Annotated in this window: 15 protein-coding genes; 2 read left to right on the top strand and 13 right to left on the bottom strand. The window is 61.7% G+C overall.

Going from position 1 to position 19653, the window contains the following annotated elements:
* Positions 1-2: 2 nt before the first annotated feature.
* Positions 3-449: an excinuclease gene (locus LIX93_RS11785; RefSeq protein WP_226504211.1), complete on the top strand. Its 447-nt coding sequence runs from the start codon at positions 3-5 to the stop codon at positions 447-449.
* A 12-nt stretch (positions 450-461) separates the two neighbouring features.
* Here the strand turns inward: LIX93_RS11785 and LIX93_RS11780 are convergent, their stop codons facing one another.
* Both LIX93_RS11780 and LIX93_RS11775 read right to left on the bottom strand, forming a co-directional pair.
* On the bottom strand, positions 462-1232 hold the full coding sequence (locus tag LIX93_RS11780) for a ParA family protein (protein WP_226504210.1): 771 nt from the start codon (positions 1230-1232) through the stop codon (positions 462-464).
* Between the two features lie 120 nt (positions 1233-1352).
* Positions 1353-2240 carry a LysR family transcriptional regulator gene (locus LIX93_RS11775; RefSeq protein WP_226504209.1) on the bottom strand — a complete coding sequence of 296 codons (888 nt, stop codon included), beginning with the start codon at positions 2238-2240 and terminating at the stop codon, positions 1353-1355.
* 120 nt (positions 2241-2360) lie between these two features.
* On the opposite strand from LIX93_RS11775, the gene LIX93_RS11770 reads away from it, so the two are divergent.
* The gene (locus LIX93_RS11770; RefSeq protein WP_226504208.1) at positions 2361-3638 is read left to right on the top strand and encodes an MFS transporter; all 1278 of its coding nucleotides are present in this window, start codon (positions 2361-2363) and stop codon (positions 3636-3638) included.
* A gap of 99 nt (positions 3639-3737) precedes the next feature.
* Here the strand turns inward: LIX93_RS11770 and hemE are convergent, their stop codons facing one another.
* From hemE to LIX93_RS11715, 11 genes are all read right to left on the bottom strand, one after another.
* On the bottom strand, positions 3738-4802 hold the full coding sequence (gene hemE / locus LIX93_RS11765) for a uroporphyrinogen decarboxylase (protein WP_226504207.1): 1065 nt from the start codon (positions 4800-4802) through the stop codon (positions 3738-3740).
* 189 nt (positions 4803-4991) lie between these two features.
* Positions 4992-6410, bottom strand: coding sequence for an FAD-dependent oxidoreductase (locus tag LIX93_RS11760; RefSeq protein WP_226504206.1), 1419 nt, complete (start codon positions 6408-6410; stop codon positions 4992-4994).
* 134 nt (positions 6411-6544) lie between these two features.
* A complete protein-coding gene (gene gltB / locus LIX93_RS11755) occupies positions 6545-10993 on the bottom strand; it encodes a glutamate synthase large subunit (RefSeq protein ID WP_226504205.1) in 4449 nt (1482 codons plus the stop codon).
* 373 nt (positions 10994-11366) lie between these two features.
* Positions 11367-12992 carry an AAA family ATPase gene (locus LIX93_RS11750; protein WP_226504204.1) on the bottom strand — a complete coding sequence of 542 codons (1626 nt, stop codon included), beginning with the start codon at positions 12990-12992 and terminating at the stop codon, positions 11367-11369.
* 16 nt (positions 12993-13008) lie between these two features.
* A complete protein-coding gene (gene aroB / locus LIX93_RS11745) occupies positions 13009-14106 on the bottom strand; it encodes a 3-dehydroquinate synthase (protein WP_226504203.1) in 1098 nt (365 codons plus the stop codon).
* A 60-nt stretch (positions 14107-14166) separates the two neighbouring features.
* On the bottom strand, positions 14167-14685 hold the full coding sequence (gene aroK / locus LIX93_RS11740) for a shikimate kinase AroK (protein ID WP_226504202.1): 519 nt from the start codon (positions 14683-14685) through the stop codon (positions 14167-14169).
* Between the two features lie 4 nt (positions 14686-14689).
* On the bottom strand, positions 14690-16789 hold the full coding sequence (locus tag LIX93_RS11735) for a type IV pilus secretin PilQ family protein (RefSeq protein ID WP_226504201.1): 2100 nt from the start codon (positions 16787-16789) through the stop codon (positions 14690-14692).
* Between the two features lie 36 nt (positions 16790-16825).
* The gene (gene pilP / locus LIX93_RS11730; protein WP_226504200.1) at positions 16826-17353 is read right to left on the bottom strand and encodes a type 4a pilus biogenesis lipoprotein PilP; all 528 of its coding nucleotides are present in this window, start codon (positions 17351-17353) and stop codon (positions 16826-16828) included.
* Entirely contained in the window at positions 17350-17973 is a 624-nt protein-coding gene (pilO, locus tag LIX93_RS11725; RefSeq protein WP_226504199.1) for a type 4a pilus biogenesis protein PilO, read from the bottom strand. Before pilO ends, pilP begins: the two co-directional genes overlap by 4 nt.
* Positions 17970-18539, bottom strand: coding sequence for a PilN domain-containing protein (locus tag LIX93_RS11720; protein ID WP_226504198.1), 570 nt, complete (start codon positions 18537-18539; stop codon positions 17970-17972). Before LIX93_RS11720 ends, pilO begins: the two co-directional genes overlap by 4 nt.
* The gene (locus LIX93_RS11715) at positions 18539-19606 is read right to left on the bottom strand and encodes a pilus assembly protein PilM (RefSeq protein WP_226504197.1); all 1068 of its coding nucleotides are present in this window, start codon (positions 19604-19606) and stop codon (positions 18539-18541) included. The genes LIX93_RS11720 and LIX93_RS11715 overlap by 1 nt, the downstream gene beginning before the upstream one ends.
* Positions 19607-19653 lie beyond the last annotated feature (47 nt).

Below are 19653 nucleotides of genomic sequence, written 5' to 3'. Positions count from 1 at the left end.
GCATGCAATTGAAAGCTCTCACTCTCTCGGCCGCCCTGCTGCTCGGTCTGTTGCCTGCCGTCAGCCAGGCGCGTGACACGGCGCTGTACCTGCCGTTCCAGAAAGTGGTCGACGAAATGACCGCCGCCAAGAAGCTCGACGGCAGCGTCAAGTTTTACCTCGCCGGCGTGCAGCCACGGGGCAAGGTCACTGTGGTTTCGCCAGCCGCAGTCACCAACAAGAAGACCAACGCCTTTAACAAGACCGACACAGAGGCCTGCGAATGGGTGCTGCAATCGGCGTTGCTGACCATGCAGGAAGCGGCCAAAAAAGTCGGGGCCAACGCGGTGGTCAACCTCGCCAGCTTCTACAAGAGCAACGAGCGCAAGGACCCGGTCACCTATGAGTGCCATTCGGGTGCGATCATTGCCGGTGTAGCGCTGCGCGGCGATCTGGCCAAGGTGCAGTAAGCGGACCGCCGCTCAGTCGGTGTCCAGCAAGTGATGCAGTTCGACGAATTGCCGGGTCAGCTTGTGCCGCGGGTCCAGATGGATCAGCGGCATACTGGCTTCGTGGGATTCACGCATCTTGACTGAGCTGCTGAGGTACACCGGCAACACCGGCAGGCCCTCGGCGATCAGCGCGTCGAGCATCTGCTGGGGCAGGCTGGCGCGGGCCTGGTACTGGTTGACCACAATGCCCTCGACGCTGAGGTCCTCGTTGTGGTCGTCCTTGAGCTCCTGGATTTCTTCCAGCAGGCCGTACAGCGCCTGACGGGAAAAACTATCGCAGTCAAAGGGGATCAGCACTCGATCCGCAGCGATCAGCGCCGATACCGCATAGAAGTTCAGAGCCGGTGGCGTATCGATATAGATGCGATCGTAGTCTTCGTCCAGATCATCCAGCAGTTTGCGCAGCTTGTTGATCTTGTGCTTTGCCTCCAGCTTGGGCTGCAGGTCGGCAAGCTCCGCAGTGGCGGTGATGACATGGAGGTTGTCGTAGGGCGTTTCGTAGATGTCGACCGCATTCTTTTTGGTCAGCAAGCCGCTGGACAGGGTGTTCTTGAAGAACTCGGCAATGCCCATCGGGATGTCGGCCCCGGTCAGGCCCGTGAGGTACTGGGTGGAATTGGCCTGGGCATCGAGGTCGATCAACAGCGTACGGTAACCCTCGCTCGCACTCACCGCCGCCAGGTTGCAGGCGATGCTGGATTTGCCGACGCCACCTTTCTGATTGAACACCACGCGACGCATGGGAAGACCTCCTTGTTTCAGGGAATGTCCGAGTGTAGTGGCGTGGAGGGGATGTTCGCTACCTTGGCGGGCTTTTGATCACCGTATCTCTCCCAGAGGCCGCCACGAATACACCGCCTCTCACCCCGCCGCACGCAACAACTCCACGAAACCACTGACCATCGCCGAAGGTGTTTCCCGTCGTTGTACCAGCCACACCGCCGACTCCGCGCCGGGGTCCAGCAATGGGCGGTAGACCACGCCGTCGATGCGCATCCACTGGAAAGACGCCGGGAGTACCGAAACCCCCAGCCCCGCCGAGACCAGGCCGATAATGGTCATTGCCGCGCCCGCCTCCTGGGCGATGTGCGGGCTGAATCCGGCGGCGCGGGCGAGGTTTTGCAGTTGCGAGTACAGCCCGCTGCCGTAACCCCTCGGGAAGAACACGAACGGTTCGTTGGCCATGTCCGCCAGGTGCAGGCCGGAGCTGCTGTCCGGCACCAGCGGATGGGCGCTGTTGAGCACCGCCACCAGCGGTTCGCGAAACAGCTCCACAGAGACCAGCGAATCGGGCAAGGGCAGCGGCCGCATCAGGCCGATGTCGATAGAACCATCCACCAGCGAATCGGCCACCTCCTTGCTGCTCATTTCCTCCAGATTGAGATGTACCGCCGGGAACGCCTGGCGAAAGGCATAGATTGCCTTGGGGATGCTGGAGTTGAACGGCGCCGACGTGGTAAAGCCGACTTTCAGTTCGCCCAGCTGCCCCAACTGCGCGCGACGGGCCACATCCGCGGCCTTGTCGACCTGCGCCAGTACCTGCCGCGCTTCGTCGAGAAACAGCCGCCCCGCTTCACTGAGCTCGACCCGCCGGTTGGTGCGTTCGAACAGGCGCGCGCCCAACTCTTGCTCCAGCGCCTGAATCTGCTGGCTGAGCGGCGGTTGGGAGATCCCCAGGGCCAGGGCTGCGCGGCCAAAATGCAGCTCCTCGGCGACAGCAATGAAGTACCGCAGATGACGTAATTCCATGACAGCCCTATTGAGTCGTTAAACCTATCAAACAGGTCGAACAATATATTGGAAAGAATCATTAGCAGCCTATATGATTTTTTCAAACGCCGGCCCAGGCTACCCCTCCCAGAGGTACACGTGAAAACTGCTGTCGCTGCATCCCTCCACGAAATCCCCTCCAGTCCCCTCGAAAATATTGCCGAACAGCTGGCCGAGACCTATATCGAAAAAGGCACGCCGCTGTTCCTGCGCACCGTACTGGCTTTGTTCGCGGGCGGCTTCGCGACCTTTGCCCTGCTGTATTGCGTGCAGCCGATGATGCCGATCCTGTCCCGCGAGTATTCGATCAACGCCGCGCAAAGCAGCCTGGTGCTGTCCATTTCCACCGGCATGCTAGCGATCGGCTTGTTGGTCACGGGGCCGATTTCCGACAGCATCGGCCGCAAACCGGTGATGGTCGCGGCGCTGTTCAGCGCCGCTCTGTGCACCATTGCCAGCGCCTTCATGCCTAGCTGGGAGGGCGTGCTGGTAATGCGCGCGCTGATCGGCTTGTCCCTGAGCGGGCTGGCGGCGGTGGGCATGACCTACCTGAGTGAAGAGATCCACCCAGAACACATCGGCCTGGCCATGGGCCTTTATATCGGCGGCAACGCTATCGGCGGCATGAGCGGGCGGTTGATTACCGGGGTATTGATCGATTATGTGAGCTGGCACACGGCGATGATGGTGGTGGGCGTGCTGGCGCTGGGCGCCGCGACACTGTTCGTCAAGTTCCTGCCCCCGTCGCGCAACTTTCGCTCGCGCAAGCTCAAACCGCGCGGCCTGCTTGATGGTTTCACGATGCATTTTCGCGATGCCGGGCTACCCCTGTTGTTCATCGAGGGGTTCCTGTTGATGGGCGCCTTCGTGACCCTGTTCAACTACATCGGCTACCGCTTGCTGGCGGCGCCCTACCTCATGAGCCAGGCGCTGGTGGGCATGCTCTCGGTGGTGTACCTGTCCGGCATCTACAGCTCGGCGAAGATCGGCGCACTGGCCGACCGCCACGGCCGGCGCAAAGTGTTCTGGATGTCACTGGTGCTGATGTTCGCGGGCCTGCTGCTGACCTTGTTCACGCCGATCGCGCTGATCATTGTCGGCATGCTGATGTTCTGCTTCGGCTTCTTCGGCGCCCACTCGGTCGCCAGCAGCTGGATCGGCCGCCGGGCGATCAAGGCCAAGGGCCAGGCGTCGTCGCTGTATCTGTTCTGCTATTACGTGGGGTCGAGTGTGGCCGGCACCTTGGGTGGCGTGGCCTGGCACTATGCGGGCTGGAACGGCATAGGCGCTTTTATCGGGGCGTTGCTGGTGATTGCGTTGGCGGTGGCGGCGAAACTGGCGAAGTTGCAGCCGTTGGCGGGGAATGTGAAGACTTAGCTCACCCTGTAGCGAAGAGGCTTGCACCCGAAAATTTCCGCCTCCCTCACATCTGGGGGGAGGTCGAAAGTTTTCAGGGGCAAGCCCCCTCGCTATATTTTACTGGTGGTACTGCGCCGAGAACTCGTGCACCGCGCGAATAAACGCGCCGGCGTGCTCGGGATCGACCTCGGGCGTGATGCCGTGGCCCAGGTTGAACACATGCCCGGTGCCATGGCCGTAGCTACCCAGGATACGGGCCACCTCGGCACGGATCGCTTCGGGCTTGGCGTACAACACGGTCGGGTCCATGTTGCCTTGCAGGGCCACCTTGCTGCCGACGCGGCGGCGGGCTTCACCGATATCGCAGGTCCAGTCCAGGCCCAGCGCGTCCGCGCCGGCATCGGCAATGCTCTCGAGCCACAGGCCGCCGTTCTTGGTGAACAGAATCACCGGCACCTTGCGACCATCGTGCTCGCGGATAAGGCCGCCGACGATCTTTTTCATGTAGGCCAGTGAAAACTCCTGGTAGGCCGCAGCCGACAGGTTGCCGCCCCAGGTGTCGAAGATCTGCACCGCCTGGGCACCGGCCTGGATCTGGCCGTTGAGATAGGCCGTGACCGACTGCGCCAGCTTGTCGAGCAGCAGGTGCATGGCCTGGGGGTTGTCGTAGAGCATGGCCTTGGTCTTGCGAAAGTCCCTGGACGAACCGCCTTCGACCATGTAGGTGGCCAGCGTCCAGGGGCTGCCGGAGAAGCCGATCAGCGGCACGCGGCCGTTGAGTTCGCGGCGGATGGTGCTCACGGCGTCCATCACGTAGCCAAGGTCCTTGTGCGGATCAGGGATCGGCAGTGCCTCGATGTCGGCCATCGTGCTGACCACTTTCTTGAAGCGCGGGCCTTCACCAGTCTCGAAATACAGACCTTGGCCCATGGCATCGGGGATGGTGAGGATATCCGAGAACAGAATGGCGGCGTCCAGCGGGTAGCGCTCGAGCGGCTGCATCGTGACTTCGCAGGCGAATTCCGGATTCATGCACAAGCTCATGAAATCACCGGCCTTGGCCCGGCTGGCACGGTACTCGGGCAGATAACGGCCCGCCTGGCGCATCATCCACACAGGGGTGACATCGACCGGCTGCTTGAGCAGGGCGCGCAGGAAACGGTCATTCTTCAGGGCAGTCATGGCAACATCCGGCAGAAAAGTGCGGGCATTTTCTCAGACCGGGACGCAAAAGGCACGGCGAGAGCCGTGCCTTTTATCTATCGGGGCGATTAAGTGCAATCAGTACCGGCCTCTTCGCGGGCAAACCTTGCTCCTACAGGCGTACACCTGTGGGAGCAAGGCTTGCCCGCGAAAGGATCGACGCGGGCTTCAGACCTCGAGGTAATCCAGGATCCCTTCGGCGGCATTGCGCCCTTCGAAGATCGCCGTCACCACCAGATCGGAGCCGCGCACCATGTCGCCACCCGCGAAGATCTTCGGGTTGCTGGTCTGGTGCTTGAACTTGGACTGCTCGGGCGCGATCACTCGGCCTTGGCTGTCGGTCTGGATGCTGTGCTGCTCGAACCACGACGCCGGGCTCGGGCGGAAACCGAAGGCGATGACCACGGCGTCGGCCGGAATGATCTCTTCGGAGCCCGGGATCGGCTCGGGGCTGCGGCGGCCACGGGCATCCGGCTCGCCGAGACGGGTCTCGACCACCTTCACGCCTTCGACCTTGTCTTCACCGACAATGGCGATCGGCTGGCGGTTATAGAGGAACTTCACGCCTTCTTCCTTGGCGTTCTTCACCTCTTTGCGCGAGCCGGGCATGTTCGCTTCGTCGCGACGATAGGCGCAGGTCACCGCCTTCGCGCCTTGGCGAATGGAGGTGCGGTTGCAGTCCATCGCCGTGTCACCGCCGCCGAGTACTACGACCTTTTTGCCTTTCATGTCGACGAAATCTTCCGGCGACTTTTCAAAGCCCAGGTTGCGATTGACGTTGGCGATCAGAAAGTCGAGCGCATCGTGCACGCCCGGCAGGTCTTCGCCCGGGAAACCACCCTTCATGTAGGTGTAGGTACCCATGCCCATGAACACGGCATCGTACTCTTCGAGCAGTTGCTCGATGGTGATGTCCTTGCCCACTTCGATGTTCAGGCGGAACTCGATGCCCATGCCGGTGAAGACTTCGCGACGATGGCTCAGCACGCTCTTTTCCAGCTTGAACTCGGGGATGCCGAAGGTCAGCAGACCGCCGATCTCAGGGTTCTTGTCGAACACCACCGGGGTCACGCCGCCGCGCACCAGCACATCGGCACAGCCCAGGCCCGCAGGCCCGGCGCCGATGATGGCGACGCGCTTGCCGGTCGGTTTGACCTTGGACATGTCCGGGCGCCAGCCCATGGCGAACGCCGTGTCAGTGATGTACTTCTCGACCGAACCGATGGTCACCGCGCCAAAACCGTCATTGAGGGTGCAAGCGCCCTCGCACAGACGATCCTGCGGGCACACCCGGCCGCAGACTTCCGGCAGAGTGTTGGTCTGGTGCGACAGCTCGGCGGCGGCGAGGATGTTGCCCTCGGCCACCAGCTTGAGCCAGTTGGGAATGAAGTTGTGCACAGGGCACTTCCACTCGCAATACGGGTTACCGCAGCCCAGGCAGCGGTGGGCCTGGTCAGCGGACTGCTGGGGTTTGAAGGGTTCGTAGATCTCCACGAACTCCTTCTTGCGTTGACGCAACAGTTTCTTCTTCGGATCTTTGCGCCCGACCTCGATGAACTGGAAGTCATTACTCAGACGTTCAGCCATGTTTCAAACCTCTAGAAGCAGCTGCGAGCTGCAAGCTTCAAGCTGCAAGCTTGAAGCGATCAAATTTATCCCCGACACCGCGTACCGCCGTGGCTTGCAGCTTGAAGCTCGACGCTTGAAGCTGCCGCCAGGCATCACTGCGGATTCGCGCGGGTACTCGACAGCAAGGATTTGAGATTGGCGGCCTTGGGCTTGACCAGCCAGAAGCGGCGCAGGTAATCGTCGAGGTTCTCCCAGACGTTGCGGCCCCACTCGCTATCGGTTTCTTCAACGTATTCGGCCAGCACTTTCTCGAGGTGAGTGCGATAGGCTTCCATCGCTTCACCGCTGATGCGTTGGATTTCCACCAGCTCGTGGTTGACCTTGTCGACGAAGGTGTTGTCCAGGTCGAGCACGTAGGCGAAACCGCCGGTCATGCCCGAACCGAAGTTGTACCCGGTCTTGCCGAGCACACAGACGAAGCCGCCGGTCATGTATTCGCAGCAGTGGTCGCCAGTGCCTTCGACGATGGTGTGCGCACCGGAGTTGCGTACCGCAAAGCGCTCACCTGCGGTGCCAGCGGCGAACAGCTTGCCGCCCGTGGCGCCGTACAGGCAGGTGTTGCCGATGATGGCGCTGTCCTGGGTCTTGAACGGGCTGCCCTTGGGCGGCACGATCACCAGCTTGCCGGCCGTCATGCCCTTGCCGACGTAGTCGTTGGCGTCGCCTTCGAGGTACATGTTCAGGCCGCCGGCGTTCCACACTCCGAAGCTCTGCCCGGCAGTGCCCTTGAAGCGGAAGGTGATCGGCGCCTTGTTCATGCCCTGGTTGCCGTGCAGCTTGGCGATTTCGCCGGAAATCCGCGCGCCGATCGAACGGTCGCAGTTGCAGATGTCCAGTTCGTACTCGCCACCCGTGGAGTTGGTGATCGCACTGATCGCCATGCCGACCATCTTCTCGGCCAGCAGGCCCTTGTCGAACGGCGGGTTGCGATCGACCTGGCTGAACTGCGGTTTGTCGGCAGGGATGAGATCGCTGCCCAGCAGTGGCGTCAGGTCGAGATGCCGCTGCTTGGACGATTCGCCCGGCAGGATGTCGAGCAGATCGGTACGGCCGATCAACTCTTCGAGCGAGCGCACGCCCAGGCGAGCCAGCCACTCACGGGTTTCTTCGGCGACGTAGGAGAAGAAGTTGATGACCATGTCGACAGTGCCGATGTAGTGGTCTTTGCGCAGCTTCTCGTTTTGGGTCGCAACGCCCGTGGCGCAGTTGTTCAGGTGGCAGATACGCAGGTATTTGCACCCCAGGGCGATCATCGGCGCGGTACCGAAGCCGAAGCTTTCGGCGCCGAGGATCGCCGCCTTGATCACGTCGAGGCCGGTTTTCAGGCCACCGTCGGTCTGCACCCGGACCTTGCCGCGCAGGTCGTTGCCGCGCAGGGTCTGGTGAGTTTCGGCAAGACCAAGCTCCCAAGGCGAACCGGCGTACTTGATCGAGCTCAGTGGCGATGCACCGGTACCGCCGTCGTAGCCGGAGATGGTGATCAGGTCGGCATAGGCCTTGGCCACACCGGCGGCGATAGTGCCGACGCCCGCTTCCGCAACCAGCTTGACCGAGACCAGCGCTGCCGGGTTGACCTGCTTGAGGTCGAAAATCAGCTGCGACAAGTCTTCGATCGAATAGATGTCGTGGTGTGGCGGCGGCGAAATCAGCGTCACGCCGGGCACGGCATAGCGCAGCTTGGCGATCAGGCCGTTGACCTTGCCGCCTGGCAGTTGCCCGCCCTCGCCTGGCTTGGCGCCTTGGGCGACCTTGATCTGCAGCACTTCGGCGTTGACCAGGTATTCCGGGGTCACGCCAAAGCGGCCGGTGGCCACCTGCTTGATCTTGGAGCTGCGGATAGTCCCGTAGCGGGCCGGGTCTTCCCCGCCCTCGCCAGAGTTGGAACGCGCGCCCATGCGGTTCATGGCTTCAGCCAGGGCTTCGTGAGCCTCCGGCGACAGCGCGCCCAGCGAGATACCCGCCGAGTCGAAGCGCTTGAGGATGGCCTCCAGCGGTTCGATCTGATCCATGGCCAACGGCTGGTCGAGTTCGCGCACCTTGAGCAAGTCACGGATCATCGACACCGGGCGGTTGTCCACCAGCGCGGTGTATTCCTTGAACTTGGCGTAGTCGCCCTGCTGCACGGCGGCTTGCAGGGTGCTGACCACATCCGGGTTGTAGGCGTGGTATTCACCGCCGTAGACGAACTTCAACAGGCCACCTTGCTGGATCGGCTTGCGCACGCTCCAGGCTTCGGCGGCCAAGGCTTTCTGCTCGGCTTCGAGATCGACGAAACGCGCGCCCTTGATGCGGCTCGGCACGCCACGGAAGCTCAGGTCGCAGACTTCCTCGGACAGGCCGATGGCCTCGAACAGCTGCGCACCGCGGTACGAAGCGATGGTCGAGATACCCATTTTCGAGAGGATCTTGAGCAGGCCCTTGGTGATGCCTTTGCGGTAATTCTTGAAGACTTCGTACAGATCGCCCAGCACTTCGCCGGTGCGGATCAGGTCGCCCAGCACCTCGTAGGCCAGGAACGGATAGACCGCCGAGGCGCCGAAACCGATCAGCACGGCAAAGTGGTGCGGATCACGTGCGGTGGCGGTCTCGACCAGGATGTTACTGTCGCAGCGCAGGCCTTTTTCGGTCAGGCGATGGTGCACGGCGCCAGTGGCCAGCGCGGCGTGGATCGGCAGCTTGCCCGGGCCGATATGGCGGTCGGTCAGCACCAGTTGGGTGATCCCGGAGCGCGCGGCTTCTTCAGCCTGATCGGCGACGTTGCGGATCGCCGCTTCGAGGCCCATGGACTCGTCGTAGTTGAGATCGATGATCTGCCGGGCGAAGCCTGGGCGATCGAGGTTCATCAACGAGCGCCACTTGGCCGGGGAAATGACCGGCGAGCTGAGGATCACGCGCGAAGCGTGCTCTGGCGATTCCTGGAAGATATTGCGCTCGGCACCGAGGCAGATCTCCAGCGACATGACGATGGCTTCACGCAGCGGGTCGATCGGCGGGTTGGTGACCTGCGCGAACTGCTGGCGGAAGTAATCGTAAGGCGTGCGCACGCGCTGGGACAGCACCGCCATTGGCGTGTCGTCGCCCATCGAGCCCACCGCCTCGTAGCCCTGCTCACCCAGCGGGCGCAAGATCTGATCGCGCTCCTCGAAGGTGACCTGGTACATCTTCATGTACTGCTTGAGCTGGTCGCTGTTATAGAAAGCCGAACCGTGGTCGTTGTCTTCCATGGTCGACTGGATGCGCAGGGCGTTCTTGCGCAGCCAGTGCTTGTACGGATGACGCGACTTGAGGCGGTTGTCGATGGCGTCGGTATCGAGGATCTGGCCGGTTTCGGTATCCACGGCGAAGATCTGCCCAGGGCCGACGCGGCCTTTGGCGATGACGTCTTCCGGCTTGTAGTTCCACACGCCGATTTCCGACGCGAGGGTGATGTAGCCGTTCTTGGTGGTGACCCAGCGCGCCGGGCGCAGGCCGTTACGGTCGAGCAGGCAGACCGCGTGACGACCTTCGGTCATCACCACGCCTGCCGGACCGTCCCACGGCTCCATGTGCATGGAGTTGTATTCGTAGAAGGCGCGCAGGTCCGAGTCCATGGTCTCGACGTTCTGCCACGCAGGCGGAATGATCATCCGCACGCCGCGGAACAGGTCGATGCCGCCGGTGACCATCAGTTCGAGCATGTTGTCCATGCTCGAGGAATCCGAGCCCACGCGGTTGACCAGCGGGCCGAGTTCTTCGAGGTCGGGCATCAGTTCGTTGGCGAACTTGGTACGACGCGCCAGCGCCCAGTTGCGGTTGCCGGTGATGGTGTTGATCTCGCCGTTGTGGGCGAGGAAGCGGAACGGCTGAGCCAGCGGCCATTTCGGCAGGGTGTTGGTGGAGAAGCGCTGGTGGAACACGCAGATTGCGGTGCGCAGGCGCTCGTCACCCAGGTCCGGGAAGAAGGCTTCCAGGTCCGCGGGCATCATCAGGCCTTTATAGATGATGGTCTTGTGCGAAAAGCTGCAGATGTAGTGGTCGCTGTCGGCGGCGTTGGCCACCGAGGAACGACGACGGGCGCCGAACAGCTTGAGGGCCATTTCCTGGTCGCTCAGGCCTTCGCCACCGATGAACACCTGCTCGATCTTCGGCAGGCGCTCCAGAGCCAGGCGGCCGAGCACGCTGGTGTCGATCGGCACCTGACGCCAACCGATCAGTTGCAGGCCGGCCTTGAGGATCTCGCGGTTCATGTTCTCGCGAGCGGCCTTGGCCTTGGCGTCATCCTGGTTGAGGAACACCATGCCCACGGCATATTGCTTGGGCAAGTCGACGCCAAAGTGCTCCTGGGCCTTGGTGCGCAGGAACAGATCAGGCTTCTGGATCAACAGACCACAACCGTCGCCGGTCTTGCCGTCGGCGTTGATACCGCCACGGTGGGTCATGCAGGTCAGCGCTTCAATGGCTGTCTGCAACAGGTGATGACTGGGCTCGCCCGTCATGTGGGCGATCAGGCCAAAACCACAGTTATCCTTGAATTCATCGGGACGGTACAGACCTGTTTTCATAGACACTTTCTCACCAGGCTGCCTCTCACCGAGGCAATTTTCTTTTCAATTCAATCAGTTACCGTCCACGCCCGACGTTCGCGGGCTTTGCAGAGGCAAAAGGGAGGTCATTGTACACAGCGATACGGTCTCTCACAAATTTGCGACGAAACCGTGAATATCAATGTCGTGTTTCTGAACGTTTTTTATAGATTTGTGTGTTACGAGCTTTTTGCGAGTCTGCCGGTAATTGCCGGCAGACGCAATGCCCTCAGCGGCGACCCAGAGCCTTGGAACGCTGCGGACAGAAAAGCCCACCGCGCGAACGCGGCAGGCTTTTCAGTAAGCTATGGATACGTCAGGCGGGTGGCAGGGATGGCGCCACCGCGAGCCTTTAGTGGGTGCTTGCGAGGTCCTGTTGGACACTGGCAACGGTACGAGGCCAAGGTTTACCAGCCTGGACCTTCTCTGGCAAGTTCTTGATCGCACTCAGCGCGGCGGCGCGGTTGGCGAAACTGCCATAGGTGATCACGTAGAGGGGCTTGCCCTGCAAGGTTTTCTTGAAGTAGCGATACTCGCTGCCTTGCTCGCGAATGTAGCTCTGAGCAGCGGCTTCGTTGCTGGTCCCGAGGATCTGCACCACATAATTACCGGGTGCCTGGCTGCCATACCAGCCACTGGCGGCGCCAGCCTTGGCAACTGCCGGTTTTTCGACAGCCTTGGGCTCCGGCTTGTGTTCCAGCTTGGGCTCAGGCTTGGCGGCACTGGCCACCTGCACGGGCGGCTTGGCCGCAGGTGCTGGCTTGGCAGGGGCGGGCTTGGCCTGGGCAGGTACCGGCACCTGGGTAGCGGCCGGGCCAGCCGGAATGCCGACAGGCGGTGCGGTGGTGGTCACGGTCGGTGGCGTGAAGCTGCTGGTCGGCCCAGTCGGTGCGGTTGCGGGTGCGGGAGCCCCATCTTCACCATCGGCATCGCCCGAACCGGTCGCCTCGGACAGCGGACCACGGACAACTGGCTGGCCATTCATCGGCAACGGCATTGGCTGGGAATTACCGGCAAACTCGACCGCCGGGCTGCCGTCCTGGTTGGATTTGGCGGTGCCTGGCTGACCCTGACCCAGCGGCAATTGCGCCTGCTGCGCCGGAGCGGTGCCGTCGGTAGACGCCTTGTGACCTGGAAGCAGGACTGCCGCCGCGACTGCGGCCACAACGACCCCAGCGAACGCCAGTACGTGTTTTTTCGACATCTTGAACCCCATGGATGGACGCTTGACCGCCGAGCGGCTGGCTATCATCGCCTCGATCATCGAGTCGCGGGCGACCTGATTGATCAACCCCGGCCAGCCTTCGGACTGCTCGTGAATATCGGCGATCTGATCATTGGTGAACAGCGCGATCCCCTGCCCGGCCCCTTCGAGGCGCAGGGCGAGATACTCGCGCGTTTCCTCTTCGGTGTACGGTTCCAGCTCGATGACGTGGAAGCGTTCCTGCTCATGACCCAGGCCATCAAGGCGCGCCAGCAGTGACGGCTCGCCGAACAGGAACACGTGCGGACGCCCCTCGGGGTTGCCCGCCGCCAGCGCCAGCAGGGCTTCGAGTGCGGATTCGTCGAGTTGTTCCGCGTCGTCCACCAGCAGGTAGACTTCCTGCCCGGTCAGCGCCAGTTGCACGATCTGACTCAGGAGCAGGGTGACATCGGCCTGCTGCACGTTGAGCGCTTCGGCGACTTGACTGAGGACACTGGCTGCATCGCCGGCGCCGCGGGCGGAAACCACCACGCTTTGCACCGACTGCTTGTTGGTGCTGGCCACCAGCGCCTGGCGCAGCAAGGTCTTGCCGCTGCCGTGCGGCCCGGTGACGACCAACAGCAGCTGGCTGTAGCGCGCCAGGTGATGCAACTGCCCCAGTACCGGTTTGCGCTGGGCCGGAAAGAATTTGAAGCCGGGGACGCGGGCGGCAAAGGGATCGTGGTCCAATTGGTAGTGGCCGAGAAAGGCCTCATCGGCATGCAGACTTGTCATCGAACTCTCATTGACCTCAAAGCGGGGCGACGATGGCGCGGTAATCCGCAGCCAGGGTTGCCTGAAGAACTTCTTTTGGATAGTCGTCGGTCACTACGGCTTCGCCGATGCGACGCAACAACACCAGACGTAAACGGCCATCGATCACTTTCTTGTCGATTGCCATGTGCTCGATGAAGTGCTCGGGCGTCATTTCAGCTGGCGGCACCACTGGCAAGCCGGCGCGCTGCATCAAGCGAATACCGCGATCGCGATCCTGCTGGCTGATCCAGCCAAGGCGCATGGACATTTCCAGAGCCATCACCGTACCTGCCGCCACGGCCTCGCCATGCAGCCACACACCATACCCCATCTGCGTCTCGATGGCGTGACCAAAGGTGTGGCCAAGATTGAGCGTGGCGCGCACGCCGGATTCGCGCTCGTCGGCGTTGACCACCAGCGCCTTGGCCTCGCAGGAGCGCCTGATGGCGGCGGTGACCGCCTCGGCATCGATATCGCGCAGCGCATCAACATTGGCTTCGAGCCAGGTCAGGAACGGCTCGTCGCAGATCAGCCCGTACTTGATCACTTCCGCCAGCCCGGCCGACAGCTCGCGCGGTGGCAGGCTGCGCAGCGTACCGGTGTCGATCAGCACGGCCTGGGGCTGATAGAAAGCACCGACCATGTTCTTGCCCAGCGGGTGGTTGATGCCGGTCTTGCCACCCACCGAAGAGTCGACCTGGGACAACAATGTGGTGGGCACCTGGATGAAATCCACGCCACGCTGATAGCAGGCCGCCGCGAAACCAGCCATGTCGCCGACGACACCGCCGCCCAGGGCGATGATGGTGGTACGGCGGTCATGGCGCGCGGTCAGCAGTGCGTCGAAGATGGTTTGCAGGGTTTCCCAGTTCTTGAACGCCTCGCCATCCGGCAAGACGATAGGCAACACCTTGTAGGCAGCCAGCGAACGGGTCAGGCGCTCGATGTAAAGGGGCGCGACGGTGGCATTGGAAACAATGGCCACCGACCGGCCCGCGATATAGGGCGCCAACAGCTCAGGTTGGTCGAGCAGCCCCTCGCCAATATGGATCGGGTAACTGCGATCGCCGAGTTCAACCTTAAGTGTCTGCATGTGACCCCATGATGCCGGGCGCTCGCGCCCTCTCTCGAATTATTGGACCCCGCTGACAGGCTAGCGGGGAGGCAAACGTTGTAGCCGCTCAAGAATGTCCAGGACCACCATGCGTGGCGGCCGCTCGTCGGTTTCGACTACCAGGTCGGCTATTTCGCGATACAGCGGGTCGCGAATCTCGAGCAAGGCACGCAGTGTACCGGCGGGATCAGCCGTGCGCAGCAGTGGCCGATTGCGATCACGGGCAGTGCGGCCGACCTGCTGCTCTACCGAGGCGTGCAGGTAGACCACACGACCGCCGTTATGCAGCGATTGACGGTTTTCCGGACGCAACACGGCGCCGCCGCCAGTCGCAAGGACCACGCCGTCAAAATCGCAAAGCTCGGCCAGCATCGCCTGCTCGCGGTCGCGAAACCCCGCCTCGCCTTCCTTGTCGAAGATCCACGGGATATTGGCGCCGCACCGCAGCTCGATTTCCTTGTCGGAATCCTTGAATGGCAGCCTGAGTTCTTTGGCCAATAAACGGCCGATGGTGCTTTTACCTGCCCCCATCGGCCCAACAAGTATCAAATTTCGCACAGAATCAATGACTCACGGCAATCGCCTGGTTATTCATGATACGCGGAGTCAAGAATACCAGCAGCTCCGATTTAGCTTCCGACACGGTATCCGAGCGGAAAAAACGGCCAAGATACGGCACATCGCCTAAAAATGGCACCTTCGCTGTGGTTTTACTTTGCGTATTGGAGAACACCCCACCGATCACGATGGTCTCGCCATCGTTGACCAGCACCTTGGCGTTGACGGCGTTTTTCTTGATCGGCGGTACACCCAGGACCTCGTTGAGGTAGTCGGGCTCGTCCTTGGTGACCTTGACGTCCATGATGATGCGGTTGTCGGGCGTGATCTGTGGAGTGACCTCCAGCGACAGCGAGGCCTCCTTGAACGACACCGTGGTGGCACCGCTGGAACTGGCCTCTTGATAAGGCACCTCGGTGCCTTTGAGGATTTTCGCGGTCTCTTTATCGGAGGTCACTACCTTGGGCTGGGAGACGATTTCACCGTTGCCGGTGGCCTCCATCGCGCTCAACTCCAGGTCGAGCAAGGTGTTGTTGGTCAGGAAGCCGATGCCGATGCCCGAGGTCGCATTGCTCGCGCCCAGGTCGACGAACGGCGTGGATGTCCCGGCCGTGGTAGTGGACGACGTCGCCGACTGACCACCATAGATAGTCGATTTGCCCTTGGTGGTCTGACCACCCCAGGTCACGCCCAGGGACTTGTCATAGTTGACCGTGGCCTCGACGATCCGCGCCTCGATCATCACCTGACGCACCGGAATATCCAGCTGGGCGACGATGCGGCGCAGCTCGTCCAGGCTCTCCTGAGTCTGATAGGCAATGATGCTGTTGGTCCGATCATCCACGGTGATCGAGCCACGGGCCGTCTCGGACTTGTCCTTGCTGCCGGTCACCGACTGGAACAGCTTGGCGATGTCGGAGGCCTTGGCGTAGTTGACCTGGATCAGGTCGCGACGCAGCGGTGCCAGTTCCTGCAATTGACGCTGGGATTCAAGCTCCTGACGCTCGCGAGCGGCGATCTCGTCCGCCGGCGCGACCAGCAGCACGTTGCCCACCTTGCGCTTGTCCAGGCCCTTGGTCTTGAGCACCAAGTCCAGCGCCTGATCCCACGGCACGTTCTGCAGGCGCAGGGTGATACCACCCTGCACCGTGTCGCTGGCGACCAGATTGAGATCGGTGAAGTCGGCGATCAGCTGCAGCACCGAGCGCACATCAATGTCCTGGAAATTCAACGACAGCTTCTTGCCGCTGTAGACGAAACGCTCGGCGTTACGGCGCTGCTGATCGTCATTGGTCAACGGCCGCACACTGACGGTCAGACGGTTGTCGGTCTGGTAGGTGGAATATTCGTAGGCACCGCTCGGCTCGATGGCGATCTGCGCCTTGTCGCCTGCCGCCGAGGAGTTGACGAACTGCACCGGCGTGGCGAAGTCCTTCACGTCCAGGCGTACACGCAGCGGATCAGGCAGGGCGGTCTTGGCGAAGCTGACGACGATCTTGCCGCCCTGCTCCTGGATGTCAGGGCTGATGGTCGGGTCGCTGAGGTCGATGACCACATTGCCTTCACCCAGCTCGCCGCGCTGGAAATCGACATTGCGAATCGCTCTGCCAGCAACGGCCGGCACGAAGGGCCGCGACGGGGCTGCAGCAGTGACGGCGGCATTGCGGCTCACCGGGGGTGGAGCGAGGGGCGCGGAGCCTCCCTGCTTGCCCTGCAGTGCGGCGGCGCCCTGACCGACCAGCACGTACAGGTTGTTGCCTTCGACCCGCGTACTGTAAGGGGCCAGCGTGGTGAGGTTGACAATGATACGGGTGCGGTCCTTGGTCTCGACCACCACCAGGCTGCGAGCGTTACCCACACCCAGGTCACGGCTGCGGCTGGCCACCTGGTTGGTCACGCCAGGCAGATCCAGGGCGATGCGCGCCGGCTGGTCGGTGGTGTAGCCACGGGGCGCAGGCACAGGGGCATCGAAACCTAGCTTGAGCTCGATGCGATCGCCTGGCAACGCCGCGACATCGAGAGTCTTCAGGGTCGCCGCCATCAGCGCGGGCGCGCACACTGCCATCCATAGCGAAACGCCCAGCGCGGAAAAAAACCTATTCATTATCGAGTTCCACTGTGCTTGCTTGACCAGGCCCATTTACGAGCGTTCTTTAAGGGAAATGCTACGTGGCCGCTCGAGCCACCCTCCCTCTCCATCAGGCACGATCTCGACCACGTCGATCTGTGAATCGCTGATGGAAACAATCTTTCCGTCGTTACGGCCCAGGTAGTCGCCGACCTTGACCCGATGCACCCCGCCGGCACCGGAAATCAGTGCGAAAGACCCGCTGTCATTGGACAGCGTACCCACCATCTCGAACTGTTCGATATTGAAGCCTTCGAGAAACTGCTTGACCCGGTTAGGGTCCGGTTTGAGCAGTTTGGAGCCCTTTTCTCGATGCACCAGATCGACCTTGACCGGTGGCTGGAACGGACTGCGCAACGCCGACGCCTCATAGGCAAACGCCTGATACGGGGCAAACCGCGGGATCGGCTCGATATTGCCCTGAGGCTTTGCCTTGACCTGGGCCATGAAGGCCTTCAGGTCGGCAAAGTCGCCAGAGTCACCGCATCCCGCCAACAGCAACGTGAAGAGCACCAGGCACAGCCCGGACAACACCCTCATTTGTCCAGCCCCCGGTCGTTGTAGCGGTAAGTCTTGGCCAGGATACTCATGCGCAATTGCGAGGTATCGCCTTCGGTAGCGGGTTTGACGTCGAAGTCATGCAGGGTGACGATCCGCGGCAGGCTGGCCACGCCACTGACGAATGTCGCCAGGTCGTGGTAGTTGCCGGTGACCGTAATCTGTATCGGCAACTCGATGTAAAACTGCTGGGTGACTTCCGGCAGCAATTTGATCTCTTCGAATTCCAACCCCGCCCCCAGGCCGGTTCGGGTGATGTCTTCGAGCAAGCCGGGCACTTCGGTGTCGCTGGGCAATTGGCGCAGCATGGCGCCGAAGGAGGTTTCCATTTCCTTCATCTGCTCGATGTAGGCCTCGAGATTGGCCGCCTTGAATGCCTTGGCACTGTACTGCTGCTTGAGGGTTTCTTCCTCTGCCACCTTGGCTTCGAGCTGGTTTTCCATGTCGAGGATATAGAAGTTGTAACCCAGCCCCAGCAACAGAATCATCAGCACGGAGGCGATGATGGTCTTGATCGCCACCGGCCAGGAGCCGATGTTGTTGATATCGAGCTCGCTGAGCTCGACCTTGCGCAGATTGACGATCCACTGAGGAGTATTCATTTGATGTTGTCCCCCTCGGTAGCGGGATGGATCTGCTGCACCGTCAACTGGAAGACGTTGTTCTGATCAGGATCACCAGCGGCCTTGGCCTTGACCTCGGTCAGCGCCGCGCTGCCGAGCCACGGCGAACCGTCCAGATTGCGCATCAGCTCGGAAACCTTGTTGTTCGATTCCGCAGAACCGGTAATGGCGATGGTCTGTCCACCCATTTTCACTTCGGTGAAATACACGCCATCGGGCAAGGTACGGGCCAGTTGATCGAACACCCGACCGATGATCGGCCGATTGCCCTGCAGGTCCTGGATGGTCTTCATCCGCGCGATCAGCTGCTTGCGACGATTCTGCAGCTCGCTGATCTGCGAGATGCGGGCGTCGAGCACGGCGATTTCTTTCTTCAGATAGTCATCGCGGGCAGTCTGGGCGCTGATGGCACCGCTGTAGTACTGGGCCGCGAGCAGGATGATGCCGATCCCGGCTACCACGACCACGGCCAGAATGGTCAGGAAACGCTTTTTACGCTCTTCGCGAAGTTGCTCGCGCCACGGCAGGAGGTTGATCTGCGCCATCAGTCAAAGCTCCTCAACGCCAACCCGCAGGCGATCATCAGCGCCGGCGCATCACTGGCCAGCGCACCGGCATTGACCTTGCTGCTCAGGGCCATGTCGGCGAACGGATTGGCAACCAGCGTCGGTGTGCCCAGACGCTGTTGAATCAGTTGATCGAGGCCGGCGATCGAAGAAGTCCCCCCGGCCAGCATGATGTAGTCGACATCATTGAACTGACCAGCAGCAAAGAAGAACTGCAGTGAACGCGATACCTGCTGCACCACGGCGTCCTTGAACGGCTGCAACACTTCGGCGACGTAGTCGTCCGGCAGGCCGCCCTGCTTCTTGGCCAGCCCCGCCTCTTCGACGGTCAGGCCATAGCGGCGCTGGATCTCCTCGGTCAACTGGCGGCCGCCGAACAGCTGCTCGCGGGTATAGATGATGCGGCCGTTGTGCAGCACGCTGAGGGTGGTCATGGTGGCGCCGATGTCCATCACCGCCACGGTCAGCGAGGTATCGTCGCCCTGGCCGAGTTGCGCGGCCAACAGGCCATAGGCGCGCTCCAGCGCGTAGGCTTCGACGTCGATCACCTTGGCGCTCAAGCCCGCCAGCGCCAGGGCCGCTTCACGCACCTCGACGTTCTCTTTGCGGCAGGCGGCCAGCAGCACTTCGACGCGCTCGGGATTGCGCACCGAATAGCCCTGCACTTCGAAATCGATGGCTACTTCTTCAAGGGGATAGGGAATGTACTGGTCGGCCTCGACCTTGAGCTGGTTTTCCATCTCGTCGTCGGACAGCCCGGCATCCATCTCGATGGTCTTGGTGATGACCGCCGAGCCGGCCACGGCCACGGCCACACCTTTGGTGCCCGTGCGCGCCTTTACCAGCACCCGTGACAAGGCTTGCCCGACCCCTTCGAGCTCGGCGATGTTTTTTTCCACCACAGCGTTCGCTGGCAAGGGTTCAACGGCATACGCCTCGACCCGGTACCGACCGCCCGAACGGCTCAGTTCCAGAAGCTTGACCGAGGTGGAGCTGATATCGATCCCCAGAAGCGAACTAGCTTTCTTGCTGAAGAGTCCTAGCACAACCGTTTCCCTAGTACTATCCGTGACTTACGGACCATTGTGGATTC

Source organism: Pseudomonas sp. MWU16-30317 (genome assembly GCF_020515695.1).
Classification (GTDB): domain Bacteria; phylum Pseudomonadota; class Gammaproteobacteria; order Pseudomonadales; family Pseudomonadaceae; genus Aquipseudomonas.
Note: the sequence above shows the minus strand (reverse complement) of the source record. Positions and strands in the feature narration are given on the sequence as shown.

Coding starts and splice junctions, on each gene's coding strand:
- LIX93_RS11785 (WP_226504211.1), top strand. CDS start 3: ATGCAATTGAAAGCTCTCACTCTCTCGGCCGCCCTGCTGCTCGGTCTG.
- LIX93_RS11780 (WP_226504210.1), bottom strand. CDS start 1,232: ATGCGTCGCGTGGTGTTCAATCAGAAAGGTGGCGTCGGCAAATCCAGC.
- LIX93_RS11775 (WP_226504209.1), bottom strand. CDS start 2,240: ATGGAATTACGTCATCTGCGGTACTTCATTGCTGTCGCCGAGGAGCTG.
- hemE (WP_226504207.1), bottom strand. CDS start 4,802: ATGACTGCCCTGAAGAATGACCGTTTCCTGCGCGCCCTGCTCAAGCAG.
- LIX93_RS11760 (WP_226504206.1), bottom strand. CDS start 6,410: ATGGCTGAACGTCTGAGTAATGACTTCCAGTTCATCGAGGTCGGGCGC.
- gltB (WP_226504205.1), bottom strand. CDS start 10,993: ATGAAAACAGGTCTGTACCGTCCCGATGAATTCAAGGATAACTGTGGT.
- LIX93_RS11750 (WP_226504204.1), bottom strand. CDS start 12,992: ATGACAAGTCTGCATGCCGATGAGGCCTTTCTCGGCCACTACCAATTG.
- aroB (WP_226504203.1), bottom strand. CDS start 14,106: ATGCAGACACTTAAGGTTGAACTCGGCGATCGCAGTTACCCGATCCAT.
- LIX93_RS11735 (WP_226504201.1), bottom strand. CDS start 16,789: ATGAATAGGTTTTTTTCCGCGCTGGGCGTTTCGCTATGGATGGCAGTG.
- pilP (WP_226504200.1), bottom strand. CDS start 17,353: ATGAGGGTGTTGTCCGGGCTGTGCCTGGTGCTCTTCACGTTGCTGTTG.
- pilO (WP_226504199.1), bottom strand. CDS start 17,973: ATGAATACTCCTCAGTGGATCGTCAATCTGCGCAAGGTCGAGCTCAGC.
- LIX93_RS11720 (WP_226504198.1), bottom strand. CDS start 18,539: ATGGCGCAGATCAACCTCCTGCCGTGGCGCGAGCAACTTCGCGAAGAG.